At 69.3% G+C, this 21,132-nt stretch carries 19 protein-coding genes; 12 read left to right on the top strand and 7 right to left on the bottom strand.

Features of this window, described 5'->3' with window-relative positions; translation table 11 throughout:
- Positions 1 to 70 precede the first annotated feature (70 nt).
- Both AC1REK_RS21190 and AC1REK_RS21185 read right to left on the bottom strand, forming a co-directional pair.
- Entirely contained in the window at positions 71 to 454 is a 384-nt protein-coding gene (locus tag AC1REK_RS21190) for a hypothetical protein (protein ID WP_492270638.1), read from the bottom strand.
- A gap of 27 nt (positions 455 to 481) precedes the next feature.
- The gene (locus AC1REK_RS21185) at positions 482 to 1,780 is read right to left on the bottom strand and encodes an ABC transporter substrate-binding protein (RefSeq protein ID WP_492270637.1); all 1,299 of its coding nucleotides are present in this window, start codon (positions 1,778 to 1,780) and stop codon (positions 482 to 484) included.
- A gap of 179 nt (positions 1,781 to 1,959) precedes the next feature.
- Here AC1REK_RS21185 and AC1REK_RS21180 point away from each other — a divergent pair, with 179 nt between their 5' ends.
- From AC1REK_RS21180 to AC1REK_RS21140, 9 genes are all read left to right on the top strand, one after another.
- Entirely contained in the window at positions 1,960 to 2,676 is a 717-nt protein-coding gene (locus AC1REK_RS21180; protein WP_492270636.1) for a phosphoribosylanthranilate isomerase, read from the top strand.
- Positions 2,673 to 3,890: a tryptophan synthase subunit beta gene (gene trpB, locus AC1REK_RS21175; protein WP_492270635.1), complete on the top strand. Its 1,218-nt coding sequence runs from the start codon at positions 2,673 to 2,675 to the stop codon at positions 3,888 to 3,890. The genes AC1REK_RS21180 and trpB overlap by 4 nt, the downstream gene beginning before the upstream one ends.
- A gap of 193 nt (positions 3,891 to 4,083) precedes the next feature.
- The gene (locus AC1REK_RS21170) at positions 4,084 to 4,821 is read left to right on the top strand and encodes an SIMPL domain-containing protein (RefSeq protein WP_492270634.1); all 738 of its coding nucleotides are present in this window, start codon (positions 4,084 to 4,086) and stop codon (positions 4,819 to 4,821) included.
- 149 nt (positions 4,822 to 4,970) lie between these two features.
- The gene (locus AC1REK_RS21165; protein ID WP_327524399.1) at positions 4,971 to 5,357 is read left to right on the top strand and encodes a DUF488 domain-containing protein; all 387 of its coding nucleotides are present in this window, start codon (positions 4,971 to 4,973) and stop codon (positions 5,355 to 5,357) included.
- A gap of 118 nt (positions 5,358 to 5,475) precedes the next feature.
- Positions 5,476 to 6,324, top strand: coding sequence for a tryptophan synthase subunit alpha (gene trpA, locus AC1REK_RS21160; RefSeq protein ID WP_492270633.1), 849 nt, complete (start codon positions 5,476 to 5,478; stop codon positions 6,322 to 6,324).
- 37 nt (positions 6,325 to 6,361) lie between these two features.
- Positions 6,362 to 7,261 carry an acetyl-CoA carboxylase, carboxyltransferase subunit beta gene (gene accD / locus AC1REK_RS21155; RefSeq protein ID WP_492270632.1) on the top strand — a complete coding sequence of 300 codons (900 nt, stop codon included), beginning with the start codon at positions 6,362 to 6,364 and terminating at the stop codon, positions 7,259 to 7,261.
- Between the two features lie 82 nt (positions 7,262 to 7,343).
- Entirely contained in the window at positions 7,344 to 8,666 is a 1,323-nt protein-coding gene (locus tag AC1REK_RS21150) for a bifunctional folylpolyglutamate synthase/dihydrofolate synthase (RefSeq protein WP_492270631.1), read from the top strand.
- Positions 8,667 to 8,723: 57 nt separating this feature from the next.
- Positions 8,724 to 9,146, top strand: a complete 423-nt coding sequence (locus tag AC1REK_RS21145) for a hypothetical protein (RefSeq protein WP_492270630.1) — start codon at positions 8,724 to 8,726, stop codon at positions 9,144 to 9,146.
- 121 nt (positions 9,147 to 9,267) lie between these two features.
- Positions 9,268 to 10,110, top strand: coding sequence for an aldo/keto reductase (locus AC1REK_RS21140; protein ID WP_492270629.1), 843 nt, complete (start codon positions 9,268 to 9,270; stop codon positions 10,108 to 10,110).
- Positions 10,111 to 10,251: 141 nt separating this feature from the next.
- On the opposite strand, the gene AC1REK_RS21135 is transcribed toward AC1REK_RS21140, so the two are convergent.
- Together AC1REK_RS21135 and AC1REK_RS21130 are read right to left on the bottom strand one after the other, a co-directional pair.
- The gene (locus AC1REK_RS21135; RefSeq protein WP_492270628.1) at positions 10,252 to 11,187 is read right to left on the bottom strand and encodes an acetamidase/formamidase family protein; all 936 of its coding nucleotides are present in this window, start codon (positions 11,185 to 11,187) and stop codon (positions 10,252 to 10,254) included.
- Between the two features lie 32 nt (positions 11,188 to 11,219).
- Positions 11,220 to 12,305, bottom strand: coding sequence for a DMT family transporter (locus AC1REK_RS21130; RefSeq protein ID WP_492270627.1), 1,086 nt, complete (start codon positions 12,303 to 12,305; stop codon positions 11,220 to 11,222).
- Between the two features lie 241 nt (positions 12,306 to 12,546).
- Between AC1REK_RS21130 and AC1REK_RS21125 the strand changes: the two genes are divergently transcribed.
- Positions 12,547 to 13,659 carry an AbrB family transcriptional regulator gene (locus tag AC1REK_RS21125; RefSeq protein WP_492270626.1) on the top strand — a complete coding sequence of 371 codons (1,113 nt, stop codon included), beginning with the start codon at positions 12,547 to 12,549 and terminating at the stop codon, positions 13,657 to 13,659.
- On the opposite strand, the gene AC1REK_RS21120 is transcribed toward AC1REK_RS21125, so the two are convergent.
- On the bottom strand, positions 13,660 to 14,832 hold the full coding sequence (locus AC1REK_RS21120; RefSeq protein WP_492270625.1) for a glycosyltransferase: 1,173 nt from the start codon (positions 14,830 to 14,832) through the stop codon (positions 13,660 to 13,662).
- 276 nt (positions 14,833 to 15,108) lie between these two features.
- On the opposite strand from AC1REK_RS21120, the gene AC1REK_RS21115 reads away from it, so the two are divergent.
- Positions 15,109 to 16,128: a glycosyltransferase family 2 protein gene (locus AC1REK_RS21115; protein ID WP_492270624.1), complete on the top strand. Its 1,020-nt coding sequence runs from the start codon at positions 15,109 to 15,111 to the stop codon at positions 16,126 to 16,128.
- Between the two features lie 21 nt (positions 16,129 to 16,149).
- Here AC1REK_RS21115 and AC1REK_RS21110 read toward each other — a convergent pair whose 3' ends face one another.
- On the bottom strand, positions 16,150 to 18,630 hold the full coding sequence (locus AC1REK_RS21110; RefSeq protein ID WP_492270623.1) for an exopolysaccharide transport family protein: 2,481 nt from the start codon (positions 18,628 to 18,630) through the stop codon (positions 16,150 to 16,152).
- Positions 18,631 to 18,688: 58 nt separating this feature from the next.
- Positions 18,689 to 19,756, bottom strand: coding sequence for an endo-1,4-beta-xylanase (locus tag AC1REK_RS21105; RefSeq protein ID WP_492270622.1), 1,068 nt, complete (start codon positions 19,754 to 19,756; stop codon positions 18,689 to 18,691).
- Between the two features lie 145 nt (positions 19,757 to 19,901).
- On the opposite strand from AC1REK_RS21105, the gene AC1REK_RS21100 reads away from it, so the two are divergent.
- Complete coding sequence (locus tag AC1REK_RS21100) at positions 19,902 to 21,131, top strand: lipopolysaccharide biosynthesis protein (RefSeq protein WP_492270621.1); 1,230 nt, start codon at positions 19,902 to 19,904, stop codon at positions 21,129 to 21,131.
- Position 21,132: the final 1 nt, after the last annotated feature.

The raw sequence follows: 21,132 nt of genomic DNA, 5'->3' as shown, positions 1-21,132 counted from the left end.
ACCGAAATAAGCGCAAGCGCTTTTCGGCACCTGTCCGGGAATGTCGGTCCTCCTGCCGAGGGCGCGCCGCCTATTTCCGGCAGGCGAAGGGCATGAAGGTGCTCGACAGGCCGGCATTCATCCCGGCCATCACCATGATGTTGGCGAGGTTGAGCTCTTCGGTGCTGCGGGGGCAGACATCCGGCGGCGTCTGGCAGCCGGAGGCCATGAAGGCGTCGTGCCGGGCGAGGAACTCCGGGCCGAGCCCCTTGGTGCCGAAGCGGCGGGTCGCCTCCTCATAGGCCGTGCGATAGCGCTCGCATTTCACCGCCGGCCAGTTCTCGCCGCCGCGCGGCTGCGGCTGCGGCTGCGCCAGCGCGGCGGGGCCGGCGAGCAAGAGGTCGAGGGCAAGGGCGGCTGCAAGGGCGGCTGCAAGCAGTATGACGAGGCGCGCGAGCGGCTTGGATCCGGGCATGTTTTTTGTTTCCGTGCTGGTGCCGGCTCAGCTGGCCGGGCCTTGCTCGCTCAGGGCGAACCTTCGCTCGACGATGGCGCGGCCGAGTTGATCCATGGCGAGGCGATAGGCGCTGACGCCGCCGGAATCGATGTCGCCCCGCGAATAGCTCGCCACCACTTCGGCGAGAACGGCGTCGGCCCGCCGCTCCAGTCCGGCGAGCGCCGTCTCGTCGGGCGCGGCGCGGACCGCGCCGAGCAGCTCGACCATTTGTCCGAGCCCCGCCATCGCCCGCTTGCGCCGGGATGCGCTTTCGATGCCGAGCAGGCCGGCGGCGCCGGAGCCGAGCAGCGAGAGCGCCATGACGCCGAGATAGAACCAGTCGCCATAGAGCTCGAAGAAGGTCTCCTGCTCGCCATCGATGAAGGCGGCGGCACCGCTATGGACCGCGAGCGGCGCGTCCTTGTCGGTCGCAGGCGTCTCCAGCCCCTGGATCGCCGGCAGTTCGGTGGCGAGCGCGACGCGCAGCGACAGGACCGCGCTGACCAGATCGGCGACGCGGCTGTCGTCGAGCGACTGCGCCGCCATCAGCCGCGAGGTGATCGAGATCGTCGGCAGGTTCTCGGCCGGCAAGGGCGGGTCGCCGCCGAGCGCGCCGCGCACGATCTCGCCGGCTTCGACCGCCCGGTTGCGGGCTGCGAGCGCGTCGGCTTCGCGGATCGGGATGATGCCGGGCTCGTCGCCGAAGGCGGCGCGCAGGCGCTGGGCGGCGTCATTGGCGGTGCGGGCGCTGATCGCGCCGACGGCGAAGAAAGCGTCGATCCGCCCCTCGCGGGCGGCGGCGATCACCATGTCGCGCGTCAGCCCGACGATCTCGACCTCCTCGGGCTGGACGCCATATTGCGACAGCACCAGCTTCAACAGGTCGATATTCTCGGCGGGATTGCGGATCACGCCGATGCGCTTGCCGCGCAGCCCGGAGACGCGGTCGATCGGCAAGGTCTTCGCCGTGATGAAGAACGGAAAGGAGCGGCGCGTGATCAGGGCGGTGTCGGCTTTGGCCGGCAGTGCGATATCGGGCCGGACGATGGCAAGGTCGACCTCGCCGGCATCGATCTTCCGGGCACTCTCGGCCGACCCTTCGGTCAGGATGAGGCGCAGGCGGATCGGCTTCTTCTCGCGGCTGAGGCCCTGGACGAAGGCGGCGGCCATGCGCGCATCGTCGGAGCCGAGCGGTCCTACGGCGAGCTTCAGCGTCTTCGGCTGGCTCCAGAGATAGACCCCGAGCGCGACGAGACCGGCCGTCAGCAGCAGGCCCGCCAGAACCGAAAATCCGCGCCGCCCCATGCCTCGCCCGCTCTCGCCCCGTTCGCCGATCGCTCTCGGCAGTCATCATGTCACAAGTGCGGCGGCGAGGGAGCAGCGACGAGGGTGGCCGAGAGTTCGCGAGCAGAGGTCGCAAGAAATGGGCGGCGGCCGCAGCGGCAAGGGTGGGGGTGCGTGCGCGTTTATGCTACAGCGCGACGATGACGCGCGCCGAAGCCAGCTTCCCGATCAAGATCTGCGGCCTCTCCACCCCGGAGACGCTCGAAGCGGCGCTTGCCGCCGGCGCCGACATGATCGGCCTCGTCTTTCACCCGAAGAGCCCGCGCTTCGTCATGCCGGACCTGGCCTCTCGGCTTGCGGCGCAAGCACGCGGCAAGGCCGAGATCGTGGCACTGACGGTCGATATCGAGCCTGCCAAGGCGGCCGAGCTCGCGCAGCTCCTGCAACCCGACTGGCTGCAGCTCCATGGCAGCGAGACGCCCGACGCCGTCAGGGCGATCAAGGCTGCGACCGGACTGCCGGCTTTGAAGGCGCTGGGTATCGCGGCCGCTGCCGATCTTCAGCGCATCGAGCCCTATGCCGGCAGCGCCGACATGATCCTGCTCGATGCCAAGCCGCCCAAGGACGCCGCCTATCCCGGCGGCCATGGCCGGCCCTTCGACTGGGCGCTGCTTGCCGGCCTCGACCCGGCTTTCGGCTTCATGCTATCGGGCGGGCTCGATCCGGCGAATGTCGCAGAGGCGATCCGCATCGCGAGGCCGGCCGGCGTCGACGTCTCCTCCGGGGTCGAGAGCGCGCCGGGCGTCAAGGATGTCGACCGGATCGCGGAATTCGTGAAGGCCGCCCGCGCGGCGGCCCAAGCACTGAACGACGACAGGCTGAACGACGACATGTTGAAGAAGGCAGGCAAGGCATGAACGCGCCGCACGCACCGAACAGCTTCCGCAACGGCCCGGACGAGAACGGCCGGTTCGGCCAGTTCGGCGGCCGCTTCGTCGCCGAGACGCTGATGCCGCTGATCCTCGAGCTGGAGGCGGCCTACACCGCCGCCAAGGCCGATCCGGCCTATCACGCCGAGATGACGAACGGCCTGAAGCACTATGTCGGCCGGCCCTCGCCGCTCTATCTCGCCGAGCGCCTCACCGAGCATTTCGGCGGCGCCAAGATCTACCTGAAGCGCGAGGAGCTGAACCACACCGGCTCCCACAAGGTGAACAACGTGCTCGGCCAGATCCTGCTGGCGCGGCGCATGGGCAAGAAGCGCATCATCGCCGAGACCGGCGCCGGGCAGCACGGCGTCGCGACGGCGACGCTCTGCGCCCGCTACGGCCTCGAATGCATCGTCTATATGGGCGCGGTCGACGTCGCCCGGCAGGCGCCGAACGTCTTCCGCATGCAGATGCTGGGCGCCACCGTCGTGCCGGTCGAGTCCGGCACCAAGACGCTGAAGGACGCGATGAACGAGGCGCTGCGCGACTGGGTGACCAATGTCGCGTCGACCTTCTACTGCATCGGCACCGTCGCCGGCCCGCACCCCTATCCGGCCATGGTGCGCGACTTCCAGTCGATCATCGGCAAGGAGACGCGCGAGCAGATGCTGGAACTGGAGGGCCGCCTGCCGGATTCGCTGATCGCCTGCATCGGCGGCGGCTCGAATGCGATGGGCCTGTTCCACCCCTTCCTCGACGACAAGAGCGTCGAGATCTACGGCGTCGAGGCGGCCGGCCACGGCATCCCGTCCGGCCTGCATGCGGCCTCGCTCACCGGCGGGCGCCCCGGCGTGCTGCACGGCAACCGCACCTACCTGCTGATGAACGAGGACGGGCAGATCAACGACGCCCATTCGATCTCGGCCGGGCTCGACTATCCCGGCATCGGCCCGGAGCATTCCTGGCTGCACGAGACCGGCCGCGCCACCTATCTCTCGGCGACGGACGAGGAGGCGCTCGAGGCCTTCCAGCTGATCTCCAAGCTCGAGGGTATCATCCCGGCGCTGGAATCGGCGCATGCGCTGGCGCGCGTCGCCGAGCTCGCCCCGAGGAAGCCGAAGGACCATCTGATGGTCGTCAACCTCTCCGGCCGTGGCGACAAGGATATCCCGCAGGTGGCGGAGATTCTGGCGGCGCGGTGAGCTGAGCATTTTCGAGCGAAGTGGACACCGGTTCGCGTGAAGAAAATGCGATAAAACAAAGAGCTAGAGCATTTCGCGATTCGGAGAAGCGCGGAAATGCCTTGCATCGTCCTGATGCTGCCCCATTAGGTTGCGCATGGTCTGGGCGCAGAAGCGGTGCCGCTTCTGCGGACCATGCCAGCGAAGGACGATCATGTCGAAGACCAAGAAGGCCCTGCTCATCGCCGCGCTCGCGGCGCTTTCCGCCCCCGTTCAGGCCCAGACTGCCGGCCCGCTGGCTCCGGCCGAAGGCATCGTCATCCGCACCGAGGGCGAAGTCAGGGTGAAGCCGGATCTCGCGACGATCCAGGCCGGGATCGTCAGCGAGGGCAAGACCGCTGCCGAGGCGCTGGCGAAGAACACCCCCGCGCTGGCGAAGCTCGTCGAGGCCGTGAAGGCGGCCGGCATCGCCGCGGGCGACGTCAGGACCTCGCAGGTGGCGCTGGTGCCGCGCATGACGCAGCCCTCCGCCTCCTCCTCGCCGCAGCCGCGCGCGCCGAAGATCGACGGCTACGAGGCCCGCACCGGGCTGACCGTCATCGTGCGCGACATCGCCAAGGCCGGGCCGCTGATCGACGCGCTCGCCACAGCCGGCGCCAACGAGATGTCGGGGATCATGTTCGGCCTCGCCAACGAGGACACCGCCAAGGACGCGGCGCGCCAGAAGGCGGCCGAGGCGGCGCGGGCCCGTGCCTCGCTCTATGCCGACAAGCTTGGCGTCAAGGTCGGCGAGCTTGTCTCGATCGTCGAGGCCGAGGCCGAGCCGCCCGCCCGCCCGATGGGCGATGTCCGGGCCTATCGCATGGCGGCCGCCGGGGCGCCGATGGCGGTCGAGCCCGGCGAGATCACGGTCAGCGCGGCGCTGCGCACGGTCTGGCGCATCGAGAAGTAGCCGAGCGGAGGCGCGCCGGCGCTCCTGCCATGCGATGAGACGGTGGCCGCGCTACGCAACCCGTACCGCGGCCATCCTTGCTTCGTGCCAGGCATGCCGCCATGACGGGTCATGAGCAATTCTGCCCGGCTGATTGAAAGGACGAGCCCGTGAGTGTCCGTATCGTTCGGCTGGGAACGGCGCGCGAAGCCGGCGAAGGCACGCGCATCGGCACGGTTCGGCGCGTGCCGCGCGGCGTGCCGAAGGAACGCTATGCCAGCGAGAACTGGTTCGATGTCTGGTTCCCGGTGCTGTCGCCGACGCCGGAGCTGATGGCGCAGGCCAAGGCGGCCGAGACGGAGAAGGACTGGGCCGGCTTCACCCGCGCCTTCAAGGCCGAGATGGCCGAGCCGGCGCCGCGCCATGCGCTCGACCTGCTGGCGACCCTGTCGCATGACAGCGACTTTTCGGTCGGCTGCTATTGCGAGGTCGAGGCGCATTGCCACCGCTCGGTGCTGCGGGCCCTGCTGGCGGAGCGCGGCGCCAAGTTCGCCTGACGCCGGCCGGCGTGAGGAGCGACGCCAAGCGCTCGGCCGGGATCGCGTCGCCCCTGCAGGGCGGGGCTGAGCCCGCGCCCTCTCGCCAGCCGGGCCCGGCCATGCTAACCGCAGCGCCATGACACAGACCGGCCAGACCCGTATCGAGAACCGCTTTGCCGCCTGCGCCACGGAAGGCCGGGCCGCGCTCGTGACGTTCGTCACGGCCGGCGATCCGGATTTCGACACGGCGAGCGCGATCCTGCATGCCCTTCCGGCAGCGGGCGCCGACATCATCGAGCTCGGTGTGCCCTTCACCGACCCGATGGCGGACGGCATTCCGGTCCAGCTCGCCGGCCAGCGCGCTCTCAAGGGCGGGCAGACCCTGAAGAAGACGCTCGCCATGGTCGAGGGCTTCCGCAAGGCCGGCCACGACACGCCGATCGTGCTGATGGGCTACTACAATCCGATCTGGGCCTATGGCGTCGAGCGCTTCCTCACCGATGCGCGCGCCGCCGGCGTCGACGGGCTGATCGTCGTCGACCTGCCGCCGGAAGAAGATGCCGAGCTCTGCCTGCCGGCGCTGGCCGCCGGCCTCAGCTTCATCCGCCTGGCAACGCCGACCACCGATGACAAGCGCCTGCCGCGCGTGCTGCAGAACACCTCGGGCTTCGTCTATTACGTCTCGATGACCGGCGTTACCGGCGGCACCATCGCCAATTACGACGCGGTCGGCGAGGCGGTGGCGCGGATCAAGCAGCACACCGCCCTGCCGGTTGCGGTCGGCTTCGGCGTCAAGACCGCGGCCGATGCGGCGGCGATCGCACGCGGTGCCGATGGCGTCGTCGTCGGCTCGTCGCTGGTCGAGCGCGTCCGCCTCTCGCTCGATGGCGAGGGCAAGGCCACGGAAAAGACGGTTTCGGCTGTCACCTCGCTGGTCGCCGAGCTCGCTGCCGGCGTCCGTTCGGTCGCAAAAGCTGCGGCCTGAGCCGCTAGCTGCTCCCGCTGAATTCGAGGATGGTCCAATGAACTGGATTTCCGAAGTCGTTCGCCCGCGTATCAAGACGCTGTTCAAGCGCGAGAGCCCGGAGAATCTCTGGATCAAGTGCCCCGATTCCGGGCAGATGGTCTTCCACAAGGATGTCGAGGCCAATGGCTTCGTCATTCCCGGCTCGGACCATCATCTCCGCGTCAAGGCACCGGACCGCCTGCGCCTGACCTTCGACGAGGGCAAATGGCTCGACGTGGCGCTGCCTGAGGCTGCCGTCGACCCGCTGAAGTTCCGGGACGAGAAGCGCTATGTCGACCGGCTGAAGGATGCCCGCGCCAAGACCGGCGCTGCGGACGCCTTCAAGGTCGGCTATGGCCGGGTCCAGGGCCTGCCGATGACCGTCGCGGTACAGGACTTCCACTTCATGGGCGGCTCGCTCGGCATGGCGGCGGGCGAGGCTTTCATCAAGGGCGCCGAGACCGCGCTCGAGAAGAAGACCCCCTATGTCGTCTTCGCCGCCTCGGGCGGCGCGCGCATGCAGGAGGGCATCCTCTCGCTGATGCAGCTGCCGCGCACCACGGTCGCGATCCGGCGTCTGCAGAAGGCCGGCCTGCCCTATTTCGTCGTCCTGACCAATCCGACCACCGGCGGCGTCACCGCCTCCTATGCGATGCTCGGTGACATCCACATCGCCGAGCCCGGCGCGCTGATCGGCTTCGCCGGCCCGCGCGTCATCGAGCAGACCATCCGCGAGAAGCTGCCGGAGGGTTTCCAGCGCTCGGAATATCTTAGGGATCACGGCATGGTCGACATGGTCGTCCACCGCCACGACATCCCGGCGACGCTGGCAAGGCTCGCCCGCTTCCTGACCAAGCAGCCGGCCCCGGGAGCGAATGCGACCGCGGAAGCCGAGCCGCTTCACGAGGCCAACTGAACTTTCCCACGACGCATCGGGGATCGCCGGCAGCCGCTCAGCACCGGCGCGATGCTTTCGCCGGCCGGGGGGCCGGAGCCGCATGAGCACATCCGACCTGCTGCTGGCGCGCTTCCTGGCGCTGCATCCCAAGCTGATCGACCTCTCGCTCGGCCGCATATTGCGCCTGCTCGAGCGCCTCGGCGATCCGCAGAAGCGCCTGCCGCCGGTGATCCATGTCGCCGGCACCAATGGCAAGGGCTCGACCATCGCCTTCATGCGGGCGATCCTCGAGGCCGCTGGCCTCAGCGTCCACGTCTATACCTCGCCGCATCTGGTGCGCTTCCATGAGCGGATCCGGCTCGGCCGGCCGGGCGGCGGGCGCTTCGTCGACGAGGACGTGCTGGTCGAGGCATTGGAGCGCTGCGAGCGCGCCAATGCCGGCGATTCCATCACCTTCTTCGAAATCACCACCTCGGCGGCGCTGCTGCTGTTTTCCGAGCACAAGGCCGATGTCGTGTTGCTCGAGGTCGGGCTCGGCGGGCGCTACGACACCACAAATGTCATCGACCATCCGGCCTGCACGGTGGTCACCCCGGTCTCGCTCGACCATTCCGAATATCTCGGCGACACCGTGACCAAGATCGCCGGCGAGAAGGCCGGCATCTTCAAGCGCGGCGCACCCGCCGTGATCGCGCCGCAGGAGCCGGAGCCGACCGCCGTGCTCGAAGCCGCCGCCGAGCGTGCCGGCGCTGCGAAGATCCTGATCGGAGCGCAAGACTTCAACGTCCATGAGGATGGCGGAAGGCTGGTCTACGAGGATGGCGATGGCCTGCTCGATCTGCCGCTGCCGCGTCTCGCCGGGCGCCACCAGCACATCAATGCCGGCACCGCGATCGCGGCGCTGCGCGCCGCCGGCTATGGCGGCCTGCCGGCGGCGGCCTTCGAGCGCGGCATGACCGAGGCCGAATGGCCGGCACGGCTGCAGCGGCTGGCGCGCGGCCACCTTGCCGAGTTGGTGCCCGCCGGCGCCGAGCTCTGGCTCGATGGCGGCCATAATCCCGATGGCGGGCGCGTGCTCGCCCAGGCCATGGCCGATCTCGAGGAGAAGAACCCGGCGCCGCTGGTGATGATCACCGGGCTGCTCTCGACCAAGGACGGCCGCGCCACGCTCGGCCATTTCAAGGGCCTGGCGCATGCGCTCTTCGCCGTGCCGATGCAGAACCAGCTCGCGGCCCGCCCGGCCGAGGAGGTGGCGGAGCTCGCCCGCGCCGCTGGGCTCAGGGCGGAAGCCACGGGCTCCGTCGAGCAGGCGCTGCGCGAGATCGCCGCGCGCCATTGGCCCGTGCCGCCGCGTATTCTGATCTGCGGCTCGCTCTATCTCGCCGGCGAGGTGCTCCAGGCCAACGGCACCCCGCCGGTTTGAGGTCGGCCCGAGCCTCTCTATTGTCCGAACCCGCCTGTCGCCGCGCCGAGGAGAACCATGCCAGTTGCCGGATTGACCACCCTCGGCATCGTCCTCCTGTGCGGCATGCTCGGCGGCTGCGTGACCTCCGGCGATGCGCCTAGCCAGGCCACCGACGGCATCGACCGCGTCCGCGCCGGCGAGCCGACCTTCCTGCAGCAGACCTACATGACCATGGACAAGCGCTGCCGGCAGGTGAAGCGGCCGACCGCCGTGCTGACCCGCGACCCCGAGCACGGCAAGGTCAGGATGGCGACGCGCAAGGCCGAAGCGGTCTACGGCCCCGGTCCCTATGCCCATTGCGATGGGCGGGTCGGCAACTCGCTCGCCTTCGAATACACCTCGCGGCCGGATTATCGCGGGCGCGATAGCTTCGAGGTCAAGGTACGCTACGCCGATGGCGAGGTCCGCGACGGCCGCTTCGAGATCGAGGTCCGCTGAACCCAGAGCCTCGGACCGAAAAGTGGAATCCACTTTTCGGACGAATCCGATGCTCCAACAGGGAATGAGATCGCCAGAGCGTATCCGATAGGATGCCCGGCGATCGAAGGGAGCTGAGTCTATGGAGAGAGCTTTCGGACAGGGCGGCCAGCGGGTTTCCGTGATCGGCCAGGGTAGCTGGAACATCGAGCTCTCCGAGCGCAAGGCGGCGGTCGCGGCGCTGCGGCGTGGGATCGACCTCGGCCTGACCCATATCGATACCGCCGAGATGTATGGCGACGGCCGTTCCGAGGAGATCGTCGGCGAGGCGATCTCGGGCCGGCGCGACGCGGTATTCCTGGTTTCCAAGGTCCTGCCGCACAATGCCTCGCGTGCCGGCACGCGCGCCGCCTGCGAGCGCTCGCTGCAGCGGCTTGGCACCGACCGGCTCGACTGCTACCTGCTGCACTGGCGCGGCTCCTACCCGCTGGAAGAGACCTTCGCCGCCTTCGAGGCGTTGCGGGAAGAGGGCAAGATCCGCTCCTGGGGCGTCAGCAATTTCGACGTCGACGACCTCGACGAGGCGCTGGAGCTGGTCGGGCCGGGCAGGATCGCCTGCAATCAGGTGCTCTACCATCTGCGCGAGCGCGCGATCGAGCATGCCGTCATCCCCTGGTGCGAGAAGAACGGCGTCGCGGTCACCGCCTATAGCCCGTTCGGGCAGGACGATTTTCCCGAGCCCGGCTCGGCGCAGGGGCGGGTGCTGGCGCAGATCGCGGCGAAGCATGGCGCGAGCCCGCGCCAGGTCGCGCTCGTCTTCCTGACCCGGCGCCATCAGGTGTTCGCGATCCCGAAGGCGGCGAGGGCTGCTCATGCCGAGGACAATGCCGGGGCGCTGGCGCTGCGCCTCGACGAAGCCGATATCGCCGCTATCGACGCCGCTTTCCCGCTCGGGCGCAGGCCGCGCTCGCTGCCGATGCTGTAGCAACCCCTTGGATAATCGCGCTGTCGTCCCGGGCGACCGGAGGGAGACCCGGGACCCATGCCGGAACCCTTATCGGCAAGGCTCAGGAATGGATCCCGGCTCTCCGCTGCGCTCCGGCCGGGATGACCCGCGTCAATTGAACTACGCCACCAGCGTCTTGGGCAGCATGCAGTGGATGCCCTTGTTGCCGTTGACCGTCTGGGTGACGCGCAGATCGGCGGCGAGGCTGCACAGCATATAGGCCTCCTCGCGGGTGAGCTTCGTTCGCTCGGTGATGAGCCCGATCATCTCGCGCAGCGCGTTCTTGGCGCAGATGTCGAGATCGGGATCGATCCCCATGGTGATGTGGTGGGTCCGGGTCTCGGCGCGCGGCATGGCGAAGGAGAGGTCCTCGCGCAGGTGGAATTCGAAGGTGCCCTCCAGCGCCGTCTCGATCGCGGTGATGCAGACCTCGCCGTCGCCCTGCGCGCCATGGCCATCGCCGCAGGAGAACAGCGCGCCCTCGACGAAGACGGGCAGATAGAGCGTCGCGCCGGCGACGAGCTCCTTGTTGTCGATATTGCCGCCGAAGGCGCGCGGGATCAGCGAGCTCACCCGCCCCCAATGCGCCGGCGGCGCGGTGCCCATCACCCCGAAGAAGGGCGCGAGCGGCAGTTCCATGCCCCAGGGCAGGTTCGCGATGTTCCGCTCGCGGTCGAGATGGATGTAGCGCAGGGCGTGGCAGTCGAATTCCTCCGGCAGCGTGCCGCCGAGCGGGCGGATCATCGTGTAGCCGAAATCGGTGCGCGGCTTCACGCTCCGGATCTGGACCTCGAGCACCTGTCCGGGCCTGGCGCCTTTCACCGCGATCGGGCCGGTAAGGATGTGGCCGGGCACCATGCGCTCGGCCTTCTCGTGGATCTCGTGGATCTCCGGCGGGATCGTCTGATTGCCGTCCGGTAGATGGGCAGGCCCGCCGGTCACCGTGCGGATGGTGACGCGGTCGCCGCTCTCGATCTCCAGCACCGGCTTCAGCTGCGCGTCGAAATAGCCCCAATGGCAGGTGGCGAGGCTGGAATCGAGCTGGTGATGGGTCATGGCATGGCCTCGTTGGGCGGTACGCGCGATCGTCAGGCTGGGGGCGCGAGTCCGGCTTCGGCCCGGCTGCGGGCATTGCGGCGGATCGTATACAGCGTCGCGCCGATGACGATGGCCGAGCCGATGAAGGTCGAGAGCGACGGGATCTCGGCGAAGAAGACGAAGCCGGTGAAGCTCGCCAGCAGCAACCTGCTGAAATCGAGCGGCGCGAGCGCAGCCGCCTCGCCGACCTGGTAGGCCTTGGTGATCAGCCACTGTCCGGCGGTGCCGAACAGGCTGAGCAGCACGAGCGCGAGCCATTGTTCGGCTGTGGGCCAGACCCAGTAGGCCCAGGCCGGCCAGGCGAGAACGACGATCAGCACGAGGCCCTGATAGATCAGGATCGTCTCGGTGCGCTCCGACGTGCCGAGCATGCGCACGCTGACGGTGATGCAGGCGCCGAACACCGCGCCGCCGACCGACATCAGCGCCCAGAAATTCAACCCCTCGGTCGAGGGGTTCAGCATGATCAGGATGCCGACAAAGCCGATGACCGTCGCGGCCCAGCGCCGGCCGTCGACCTTCTCCTTGAGCACCAGCACCGCCGCGATGGTGACGAACAGGACCTGGCTGAAGCTGATCGAGGTCGCCTGCGCCAGCGGGATGTGGATCAGCGCACTGAAGCCGCAGAGCATCGAGGCCAGCGTCACCACCCCGCGGAAGATCTGCAGGCCGGGATGGCGGGTGCGCAGCATCGAGGGCAGCGCTCGGCCGACGACGAGCACGATGACGAGGCTCATGATCAGCTGGCGGATCATGAGCGTCTCGACCAGCGGGATCGAGCTGCCGAGATGCTTGAACAGCCCGACCATCACCGCATAGACCAGCAGCGCCGACAGCATGTAGACCGAGCCGCGCAGGTTCGGGCTGGCGCCGCGCCACCACAGGCCGGCGCGCGAGCGCCGCCTGGCGAGCCAGCTGCCGCCAGCGGGGGCGATGGCGGGGGCAAGCAGAACTTCGGGGAGCGCGGCACTGCCGCCCGGACAGTGGTCCTCGTCGGATGCCGAGGGGGCGGGCTCGCCGATCCCAGCGCTCTCGCTGCCGCGGGCCTCCTGATCCGAAAGACGGTCGTCGCTCATGGCAGCCCGGAGCCGGGCTCAGCGCCAGCGGCCTATTATTGGTCTCGTTCGAGAACTCTCGCCGATTTGCCGGTTTCGGAGCAGAGGGCCTGCGCACATGGCAGGGTTGTTCTGGCGTCCGGCCGCCCCGCCTTCAGGGCAGGGGCGTCATTCGACTGGGCGGCTGCCTGCGCCGCCATTGTGGCGTATAGCAGCGCGGATCGCGCATTCGGGCGGCGATCGGACAAGGTGACGCGGGACGATGCGGGATCTGCTGGCCGACATGGCGAACGGCGTGCGCGAATTGTCGCCGCGGCGCTTTCCCTGGCGGCGCTTCCTGCTCGCGCTTTCGCTCGGCATCCTCGGCGGCTGGCTGTTCGCCTATCTGCGCCTGCCCTTGCCCTGGATGCTCGGCTCGATGGTGTTCTGCACCGCCGCCGCGATCTCGCGTGCGCCGGTCGCGGCCCCGCCGGTGATCCGCCCGCCCATGTCGGCGGTGATCGGCGTCATGCTCGGCTCCGGCTTTCGGCCCGACCTGATCGCGCAATTGCCGAACTGGCTGCCGACGCTCGCCGGGCTCGTGCTCTTCATGGCCGCCTGCGCCTTCTTCTGCGTCGGCTATTTTCGCCGCGTCGCCGGTTATGACCCGGTTACCGCCTTCTTCGCCGGCATGCCCGGCGGTCTCGTCGAGATGGTGATCACCGGCGAGGAGAAGGGCGGCGATGCGCGCACCATCGCACTGATCCACTCCGCCCGCATCCTGCTCGTGGTGATGACGCTGCCCTTCATCGTGCAATGGCTCGAGGGCGTCTCGCTCGGCATCAACCGCACTTCCGGCCCCTCGATGATGCAGACCTCGGCACTCGGCTGGTTCTGGCTGGTCGCCTGCGGCGTGCTCGGCGTCATGCTCGCCCATGCCTTGCGCCTGCCGGCCAAGCAGCTGCTCGGGCCGATGCTGGTCTCCGCCGCGGTGCATGTCGCCGGCCTCAGCGACTCCGTCCCGCCCTTCGAGATCGTCAACCTCGCCCAGCTGATCCTCGGCGTCACCATCGGCTGCCGCTTCGTCGGGACGCCGCCGCAGGCGATCCTGCGCATCCTGGTGATCTCGGCCGGGTCGACGCTGATCCTGCTCGCGCTGACGCTGGCCTTCGCCTTCGCGGTGGCGCAGGTCTCGCGCTACCAGCCGGTGCCCTTGATCTTGGCCTATTCGCCGGGCGGGCTCGCCGAGATGAGCCTGATCGCGCTCGCTCTGCACACCGAGGTCGCCTTCGTCGCCGCCCACCACATCATCCGGGTCTTTCTGGTGATGATCGGCGCCGGGCCCCTCTTCGGTGTGCTCGGCGGCAAGCCCAAAAGCGCGGGCAAGCCGAAATAGTCAGCGCCCGACCGCGGCCGCGAGGCCGCGCGCCAGGGCCGAGGCCAGCGCCGCCCGCTGGCGTGCCATGAAGGCAGCACCGTCGAGCCGCAGGTTCGCGCCGGCCCGCGCCGCCGTGACCAGCTCGATCAGCGCCGCGGCGAAGGCGCGCGGTTCGTCCGCAACCCGGAAGTTCGCGGGTATTTCGGTGAAGCCGCGGCAGGAGAGCGGCGTCGCCGCGGCGGGGGCGCCGAGCTGCATCGCCTCGATCGTCTTCAGTTGCACGCCGGTGCCGGCCCGGCTCGCCAGGGCCAGGGCCCGGCAGGAGAGCAGGAATTCGCGCGCATCCGGCACACGCCCGACCAGCTTCACCTGCTCCGGCGCGGGCGGCATGTCGGGCGGCAGGCGCCCTGCGACCGCGATCTCGAAATCGGCCGGCAGAAGCGGGCAGACCTCGCGCAGGAACCAGTCGAGCCCGGTGAAGTTCGGCACCCAGGTCCAGGTGCCGATCAGGCCGACATCATGGGCCGCCGCGACCGGCTGGATGCTCGAGGGCTCGATCTCTGCGCCCGAAACCAGCGGCAGCACCGCCGATTTTCCGGCCAGCTCCGGGCCGAGCGCGGCGCGATCCTCCTCGGCCAGCGTCCAGACGAAGCGGGCCTCCTGCCAGAGCCGGCGCTCGACCTTTTCGAGCAGATGCGCCTCGCGCGCGAACAGCGCCCGCATCAGCGGGCTGCGGGCGTGGTCGGCATTCTGCTGTGCCGAGACATGCTCGATATTGTGCTCGACGAGCACGCAGGGGCCGAGCCCGGTCAGCTCCGGAAAGGCTCCCGGCAGCATCACGGAATTGAGCACGATGGCGTCGAACGGGCCGCGCGCCTTGACCGCCTCGACGAAGCGTCCGCGCCCCGCCAGCCTGAGCTTGGCGCAGGCGACCGGCAGCGAGGCGGCGATCGCGCTGCCCAGCCATTGCAGCTTGCGCCCCTTCGAGACGACGGCGTTCTCGACATCGACCGCATCGATCACCACGGCGCCGTCAGGATCGGCCGGCACTTCGCCCGGCCGCACGAAGCCGAAGGCGGTGACCTCATGGCCGGCGGCGCGCAGCGCATCGAGAATGGCGGCATTGGCGATCTCGAAGCCGGTATCGGGCCGTGCGACGGGGATCAGCGTGGTGAGGAAGGCAAGGCGCACGGGTTTCCGCATCCTGGGGTCGTGGCCGAGAAGAGGGGCAGGCCGGCGGCCGGGTCAAGTCCGCCAGAGCCGGATCCGATCAGATTGAATCAATCTGATCGGTGAATCCGTCTCTCACTTTGCTCCAGCCGGTAACCTCAACGGCATGTGATCGACGAGGCGAGGCTGATCGGTGCCGCGCATACGGAACCTTAAAGCGAATCGGCTGCGATGCCCTGACGACAATGGAAGTCCCGGGAGCCGTTCGTCGGTTCTTGCCGGGGCGAGGAAGATCGCATGATGCAGCAGGCACTGGCGGAGCGGCCGGGTTTAGGCCCGCCCGAAACCTTCGAGATCGTGGCGCAGTCGGCGCCCGAGATCCTGGCCCATGTCGAGACCGTGGTCTGCGTTCCGACGTTTCGGCGGCCCGACATGCTGGAGCGCACCTTGCGCTCGCTGGCGGCGCAGCGCGGCGCCGGCCCGTTCGCAGTGATCGTCGTCGAGAACGAGGGCGGAGAGCGCGCCGGCGCCGAGCGGGCCTGTGAGCTGTTCGCCGAGGGGCTGTTCGAGGGGCTGGTCATCGTCGAGCCGCGCCAGGGCAACTGCAAGGCCTACAACGCCGCCTGGCGCTGCGCGCTGACGCGGCTGCCGGCGCTGCGCCATATCGCCGGCATCGACGACGACGAAGAGGCCGAGCCCGGCTGGCTCGCCGCCTTCCTGCAGGCCGCAGCGAGTGCGCCGGCGGAACTTTTCGGAGGGTCGGTGACGCCGCGCTTCGAGGATCCGACCCGCGCCTGGCTGGGGGCCCACCCGGTCTTCCGCTCGCACTACACCGCATCGGGGCCGGTCCCGATGCTCTATTCGAGCGCCAACTACCTGATCCGGCGCGAGGTGCTCGACACCCTCGGCTTCCCCTATCTCGACGAGAGCTTCGACTTTACCGGCGGCGGCGACAGCGACTTCTTCAGGAGGGCGATGGCTGCCGGCTTCCGCTTCTGGTGGGTGCAGGAGGCGGCGCAGCGCGAGACCATGCCGGCACGGCGCACCGAAGCCGACTGGATCAGGGCGCGTGGCTATCGCAACGGCGCGATCTCGGCGCGGATCGAGCGGCGCAGCCAGCCCGGCAGGGCGGGGCGCGTGCGGGTGCTCGCCAAGAGCCTGATGCTGCTCGCCGCCTCGCCGCTGCGCGGGCTGATGCTCGGGCTCGACACCCGCTCGCTGACCATCGGCCTCTATCACGCCCAGGTCGCGCTCGGCCGGCTCGGCACCGAATTCGGCGTCCAGGACGAGCAGTACCGCGTGCCTGACAAGAACTGAGGGCTGTCGACCGGCCGCTCCTCAGGCCTGATTGACGACGAAGCCGCGGATCTTGCCGGCCTGGGCCCCGAGCGCCTCTGCCGCACGCTCGATGTCGCCGCGGCCGACCTCGCCCTCGCGCAGCACCAGCACGATGTCGTCGACGGCCTCGGCGAAGTGCAGGGTCAGCTCGTCGCTGCCGAGAGCGGCCCCGTCGACGATGATCGGCCCGAAGCGCCGCGCGGCGCCGAAGAACTCCCGGCTGATCTTCGCCCCGGTGATCGCGGTGGTCGGGCCGCGGCGCGGCAGGAAGAACAGGCCTGTCCCTTCATCCTGCAGGGCGGCGCGCACCACGCCGGCGGTGCCCGAGACGATGTCGGCGAGGCCCGTCTGCGCATCCCTCGCAAAGGTCGTGGTCAGATTGGCGGCGCCGACTCCGGCATCGACCAGGATCGCCGCCTTGCCGGTGAGCGCCGCATCGAGGGCGAGATTCAGCGCCAGCGTCGAGGCGCCGGCGCCGGGGCGCATGCCGACGATCAGGATGCGGCGGCCGTCATTGCCGCCGGCGGAAGCCTGAAGGGCTTCGCGTACCTGGCCTACAGCCCGCGCGAAGCTCGCCTGCGGCTTGTCGAGCACGTCGACGAGCGGACCCTTGCCCTGGAACACCGAGCGGGTCTCGTTCGGCTCGCGTCGCCAACGCCGATGACGCACGGCCGGCAGGGTCGCGAGCAACGGGGCGGCCGTCGTCGCCAGCACTTCGGGCAGGCGCTTGCCGCCCGGCAGCGACGTCAGGCGGCGCCAGCCGGCCTTGGCGGGGCTCGCGGCGGCCTGACTATCCTTGGCGGGCGTATCCTTGGCGGGCGCATCGCCGGTCGGCTCGGGATCGACCGGCCTCACGACGGGCACCTGGGCAGCGGGCACTTGGGTAGCACGCATCTGCGCAGCAGCCGTCCGGGCGGCCGGAGTGGCGGCTGCCGGTGTCGCGGCCTGCGGCCGGTCGCCTTGCGCTGGCGGCTCGGCTTGTGCTGGGGCGGGCGCAGGGGCCGCGCCTGACTGTGCCGGCCGTATCGTGCCGAGGAAGGCGAGCGCCAAGGCCAGCAGTGCGCCGACGCCCGAACCGCCGATACCGCCAAGCAGGGCGATGGTCCGGCGCGACATGCCGGATTTCTGCAGCGGCGGCATGGCCTGCGAGATGATGCGGGCATTGGTGGTGTCGATGCCCGAAAGCTCGCCGGTCTCGCGGGCACGCTTCAGGAAGCCCTCATAGATGACGCGCGAGGATTCGACCTCGCGCTCGAGCTCGCGCAGTTCGACGCCGGCGCGCCCGGCGGCGAACTGGCCGGATTTCAGCTCGTCGACGCGGGCCGCGGTCTGGCGCTCGGCGGCAAGCGCGCGATCGTACTCGCTCCTGGCGGCGCGGGCGATCCGTCCGAGCTCCTCGGCGATCTGGCGGCGGGCGTCGCGCACCTGCGACTGCGCCGCGAACAGCGAGGGGTGCCTGGCGCCGAGCGAGGCGGTGAGGTCGGCCTCGCGACTCAGCGCCGCGCCGAGCTGGGCCCGCAGCGCCGTCATCGTGTTCGAGGCGAGCGCCTCGGGAATGGCGCCGGCCTCGAGCGACGAGGCGCGGGTCCGCGCGATCTCGTCGTACTTCGCCTTGGCCTCTGTCACCCGGGTCCGTGCCGCGACGAGCTGGGCGTTGCTGAGCGCGAGCTGCTCCTCGCTGATCGACCGGCCGCCGGCGGCGACGAGGTTGTTGGCTTCCTTGAAGCGCTCGGCCTTGTTCTCGGCATCGCGCAGCCGCGAGCGCAACTCCTCGAGACGGCCGGTCAGCGACTCGGTTGCGCGCTTGGCGGCCGCGTCGCGCACCGCCGCCTGGTTTTCGAGATAGGCGTTGGCGAGGGCATTGGCGAGGCGGGCGGCCTTTTCGGGGTCACGCGAGGTCACCGAGATGTCGATCACGAAGGTGCGCTCGCCGCGTCGCACGGAGACCCGGCGGTCGAGCTCGGCAAGCGCGTAGAGCATGCCGTCGCGCTTGCTGGGCGCGCCGCCGAACAGGCGCGAGAGCAGGCCGGGGCTGGCTGAGCCGCCGAATTCCGGATCGCTGTCGAGATGCTCGCTCTCGACGACGCGCGCCTTGATGCTGTCGGAGGCGATGATCCGCGCCTGGCTTTCGAGATAGGCGGTGATCGAGGTCGGGTCGCTGCCGACCATGGTCGGCGAGACCTCGTTCTGGAGCACGCGCAGATCGCGCGGATCGATGAAAAGCTGGGCGGTCGAGACGTATTTCGGCGTGATCAGCAGGCTCGCCAGCGAGGCCAGCACGAGGCCCGCCAGCCCGCAGAGCAGGATCAGGCCCTTGCGGCGCCAGAGCGTGCCGAGCACCCAGAGCGGATTGGCGAGCACCGAAAGCGACGGCCGACCGGCATCGGCCGGAGCCGCGCTCGCCGCCTGAGGCGGCGGCGTCGCGGCCCGGTCGCTGTCGCCCGGTGCGTTCTCGGTGGTGAACATTGCGCTCTGCTTCACTCGCTCTGCATCGTCCTCTACGTCCCGTCCGGCCTGGCCGGGACGTCTCGTCATTCGGTCAGGCCCGGCCGCTTCGGTAGCGTTCGAGCACCTGCATCATCGGTTTGGGGCGGTAGTCCTCGTCGAGCGGCAAGGGCCTCGCCTTGGCCGAATCCTTGCGCGGGAAGGTCTCGTGCACCCAGCTGTAGCGGTCGGTCAGCCCCCAGGTGACGATCGCCTTGGGCTGCCCGCCCGCCACCACCGCCTCGAGATAGGTCGCGACCAGCTTGGCGGCGGCCCGGTCGCGCACGCCGGTATCGGGCGGCAGCTTCCAGTCGATCACGTCGAGCTCGGTGACCTCGACCCCGACGCCGAGCTTGCCGAGATCGGCGACGAAGCCCTGCACGCCCGCGCTGTCGATCGCATTCTCGGCATAGAGATGCGCCTGCATGCCGACGCCGTGGATCGGGATGCCCTTGTCCTGGAGGCGGCGCACGGTATCGAGCGCGATCCTGCGGCGGGCCACTATGCCCGCTCCCGCTTCCTCGAAATTGAAGTCGTTGAGCACCAGGCGCGCCTTCGGATCGACCCGCGCTGCCGTGCGGAAGGCGATCTCGATATGGCCGGGTCCGAGCAGGCGTTGCCAGATCGTGTCGCGATAGGGCTCGCCGGGCTTGGGATCGAAAGCGATCACCTCGTTGACCACGTCCCAGGTCGCGATCCTGCCCTTGTAGCGATCGACCACGACCTCGATATGCCGCGTCAGCTCGCGCTCCGCCTCGGCCCGGCTCGACATCTCCTTGGCCCAGGGCGGCAGCGCCATGCCCCAGAGCAGCGCGTGGCCGCGCAGCGCCTTGCCGTTCTTCAGCGCGAAATCGACCAGCTCGTCCGCCCCGGAAAAGTCGAAGCGGGCGCGGTCATGGCGCAGCGCTTCCCATTTCAGGTCGTTCATCGGCACGATCACGTCGCAATACCGCTTCAGCGCCTCGCGGTAGCGCGCATCGGCGCGAAAGGTCTCGATCTGTGCCGCCGAGCCATAGGGGATCGGCGCCCGGCCTGGGGCCGCGGCGGCGCCGTCGCCGGCGAGGGCAGCCGCGGCGAAGCCGGCAGCCCCGCCCAGCGCATCCCTGCGCGAAATGGCTTTCATGTCGCGATCCCCGGCAGTTGCGTTTCGCGGCCGGACATGGCCCCGTTTCGTTTAGGGTCGCTCAACGCGTATGCGCTAGACACGAGGCGATCTCCGCCCTGCCTGAGGCACGGAACGGGCCAGCCGATCTGTCGAAACGGACTTCATGTCGCCCGACCGCGCCTCCATCGCCGCCTACCTCACCATCCTGAGCGGCTCCGCCGGCCGGCTCGTCATCTCCCTTGTCTACTTCCTCATCGTTGCGAATACGTTGACCCTGGGCGAGTTCGGCATTTTCGCCACCGCCTCGGCGACGGGCGTCATTCTCTCGCGCCTGCTCGCCTTCGGCTTCGTCTCGCCGGTCTACCGCGTCGCCACCGTCAAGCCGCGCCTGCTCGGCGCCTATCTCGCCGGCTTCGCCGGGCTCGGCCTCGCTTCGCTGCCGCTGATCCTGCTCGCCGGCTGGGTGGCCTACGCGCTGCTCTTCGCCGGCAAGGTCGCGCTCCTGCCCTTTGCGCTGATCATCCTCGCCGAGGTGCTGGGCTGGCGCCTGGTCGAGCTCGTCGCGATCATCAACAACGGCATGCGCCGCTTTCGCGAGGCGGCCCTTCTCGTCATCATCGGCTCGGCCTTGCGGACCCTCGCGGCGCTGTTGTTCTACGCCCAGGGACAGACGACGCTGACCGTCTGGGCCTTCGCCTATCTCGGCGCGACCCTGCTCTCGGCGCTGCTCGCCTTCCTCGTCTTCATGCCGAAAGTGCGCCTTGCCTTCGTGCCGGCGCTCTATCCGCGCCGCATGGCCGATGCGATCTCGGCCGGCGCCGCCGATATCCTGTTCTATCTGCAGGCCGAGCTCGACAAGCTCCTGATGCTGGCCTTCGCCGGGGACCGCGTCGCCGGGCTCTACGCCATCGCGATGCGCGTCATCGACCTCACCGCCATGCCGGTGCGCAGCTTCAACCAGATGCTGGTGCAGAAGATCATGCAGGATCGCGGCCTGCGCGGTGGCGCCGGGCGCCAGGTCCTGGTCGAACTTTCCATCGCGGCGGTCTCGATCGCCGGGCTCGTCGCGATCATCCTGCTGCTGGCGTTGTTCCCGCGGGCGCTCGGCAAGAATGTCGCCCTCGCCTCCTATCTCTTCCTGCCGATGCTGTTGGTGCCGGCCTTCCGCAATCTCGTCGAGTATCAGGCCGAGCTGCTCTATGCCCGCGAGCGCACCGGCTCGCGCGTGCTGCTGCTCTGCGGGATCGCGGCGCTCAAGGCGGCGCTGATCTCCTGGGTGATGACGCAGCACGGCGCCGATGGCAGCTGGCCGCTCTGGCTCAACGGCGTCTTCGGGGCGCTCTATCTGCTTTCGACGGCCTTCACCTATCGGCTGCTGGGCAAGGCAGGCTGAC

Source organism: Allobosea sp. GW823-FHT02B03, assembly GCF_058797755.1.
The sequence above is the reverse complement of the archived record's forward strand: the minus strand, read 5'-3'. Positions and strand labels throughout refer to the sequence as shown.

Bases quoted from the DNA above. Each gene is read 5' to 3' on its own strand.
- AC1REK_RS21185 (WP_492270637.1), bottom strand. From the start codon at position 1,780: ATGGGGCGGCGCGGATTTTCGGTTCTGGCGGGCCTGCTGCTGACGGCC.
- AC1REK_RS21130 (WP_492270627.1), bottom strand. From the start codon at position 12,305: ATGAGCGACGACCGTCTTTCGGATCAGGAGGCCCGCGGCAGCGAGAGC.
- AC1REK_RS21180 (WP_492270636.1), top strand. From the start codon at position 1,960: ATGACGCGCGCCGAAGCCAGCTTCCCGATCAAGATCTGCGGCCTCTCC.
- AC1REK_RS21150 (WP_492270631.1), top strand. From the start codon at position 7,344: ATGAGCACATCCGACCTGCTGCTGGCGCGCTTCCTGGCGCTGCATCCC.
- AC1REK_RS21145 (WP_492270630.1), top strand. From the start codon at position 8,724: ATGCCAGTTGCCGGATTGACCACCCTCGGCATCGTCCTCCTGTGCGGC.
- AC1REK_RS21190 (WP_492270638.1), bottom strand. From the start codon at position 454: ATGCCCGGATCCAAGCCGCTCGCGCGCCTCGTCATACTGCTTGCAGCC.
- AC1REK_RS21135 (WP_492270628.1), bottom strand. From the start codon at position 11,187: ATGACCCATCACCAGCTCGATTCCAGCCTCGCCACCTGCCATTGGGGC.
- AC1REK_RS21105 (WP_492270622.1), bottom strand. From the start codon at position 19,756: ATGAAAGCCATTTCGCGCAGGGATGCGCTGGGCGGGGCTGCCGGCTTC.
- accD (WP_492270632.1), top strand. From the start codon at position 6,362: ATGAACTGGATTTCCGAAGTCGTTCGCCCGCGTATCAAGACGCTGTTC.
- AC1REK_RS21170 (WP_492270634.1), top strand. From the start codon at position 4,084: ATGTCGAAGACCAAGAAGGCCCTGCTCATCGCCGCGCTCGCGGCGCTT.
- AC1REK_RS21140 (WP_492270629.1), top strand. From the start codon at position 9,268: ATGGAGAGAGCTTTCGGACAGGGCGGCCAGCGGGTTTCCGTGATCGGC.
- AC1REK_RS21115 (WP_492270624.1), top strand. From the start codon at position 15,109: ATGATGCAGCAGGCACTGGCGGAGCGGCCGGGTTTAGGCCCGCCCGAA.
- trpA (WP_492270633.1), top strand. From the start codon at position 5,476: ATGACACAGACCGGCCAGACCCGTATCGAGAACCGCTTTGCCGCCTGC.
- trpB (WP_492270635.1), top strand. From the start codon at position 2,673: ATGAACGCGCCGCACGCACCGAACAGCTTCCGCAACGGCCCGGACGAG.
- AC1REK_RS21125 (WP_492270626.1), top strand. From the start codon at position 12,547: ATGCGGGATCTGCTGGCCGACATGGCGAACGGCGTGCGCGAATTGTCG.
- AC1REK_RS21100 (WP_492270621.1), top strand. From the start codon at position 19,902: ATGTCGCCCGACCGCGCCTCCATCGCCGCCTACCTCACCATCCTGAGC.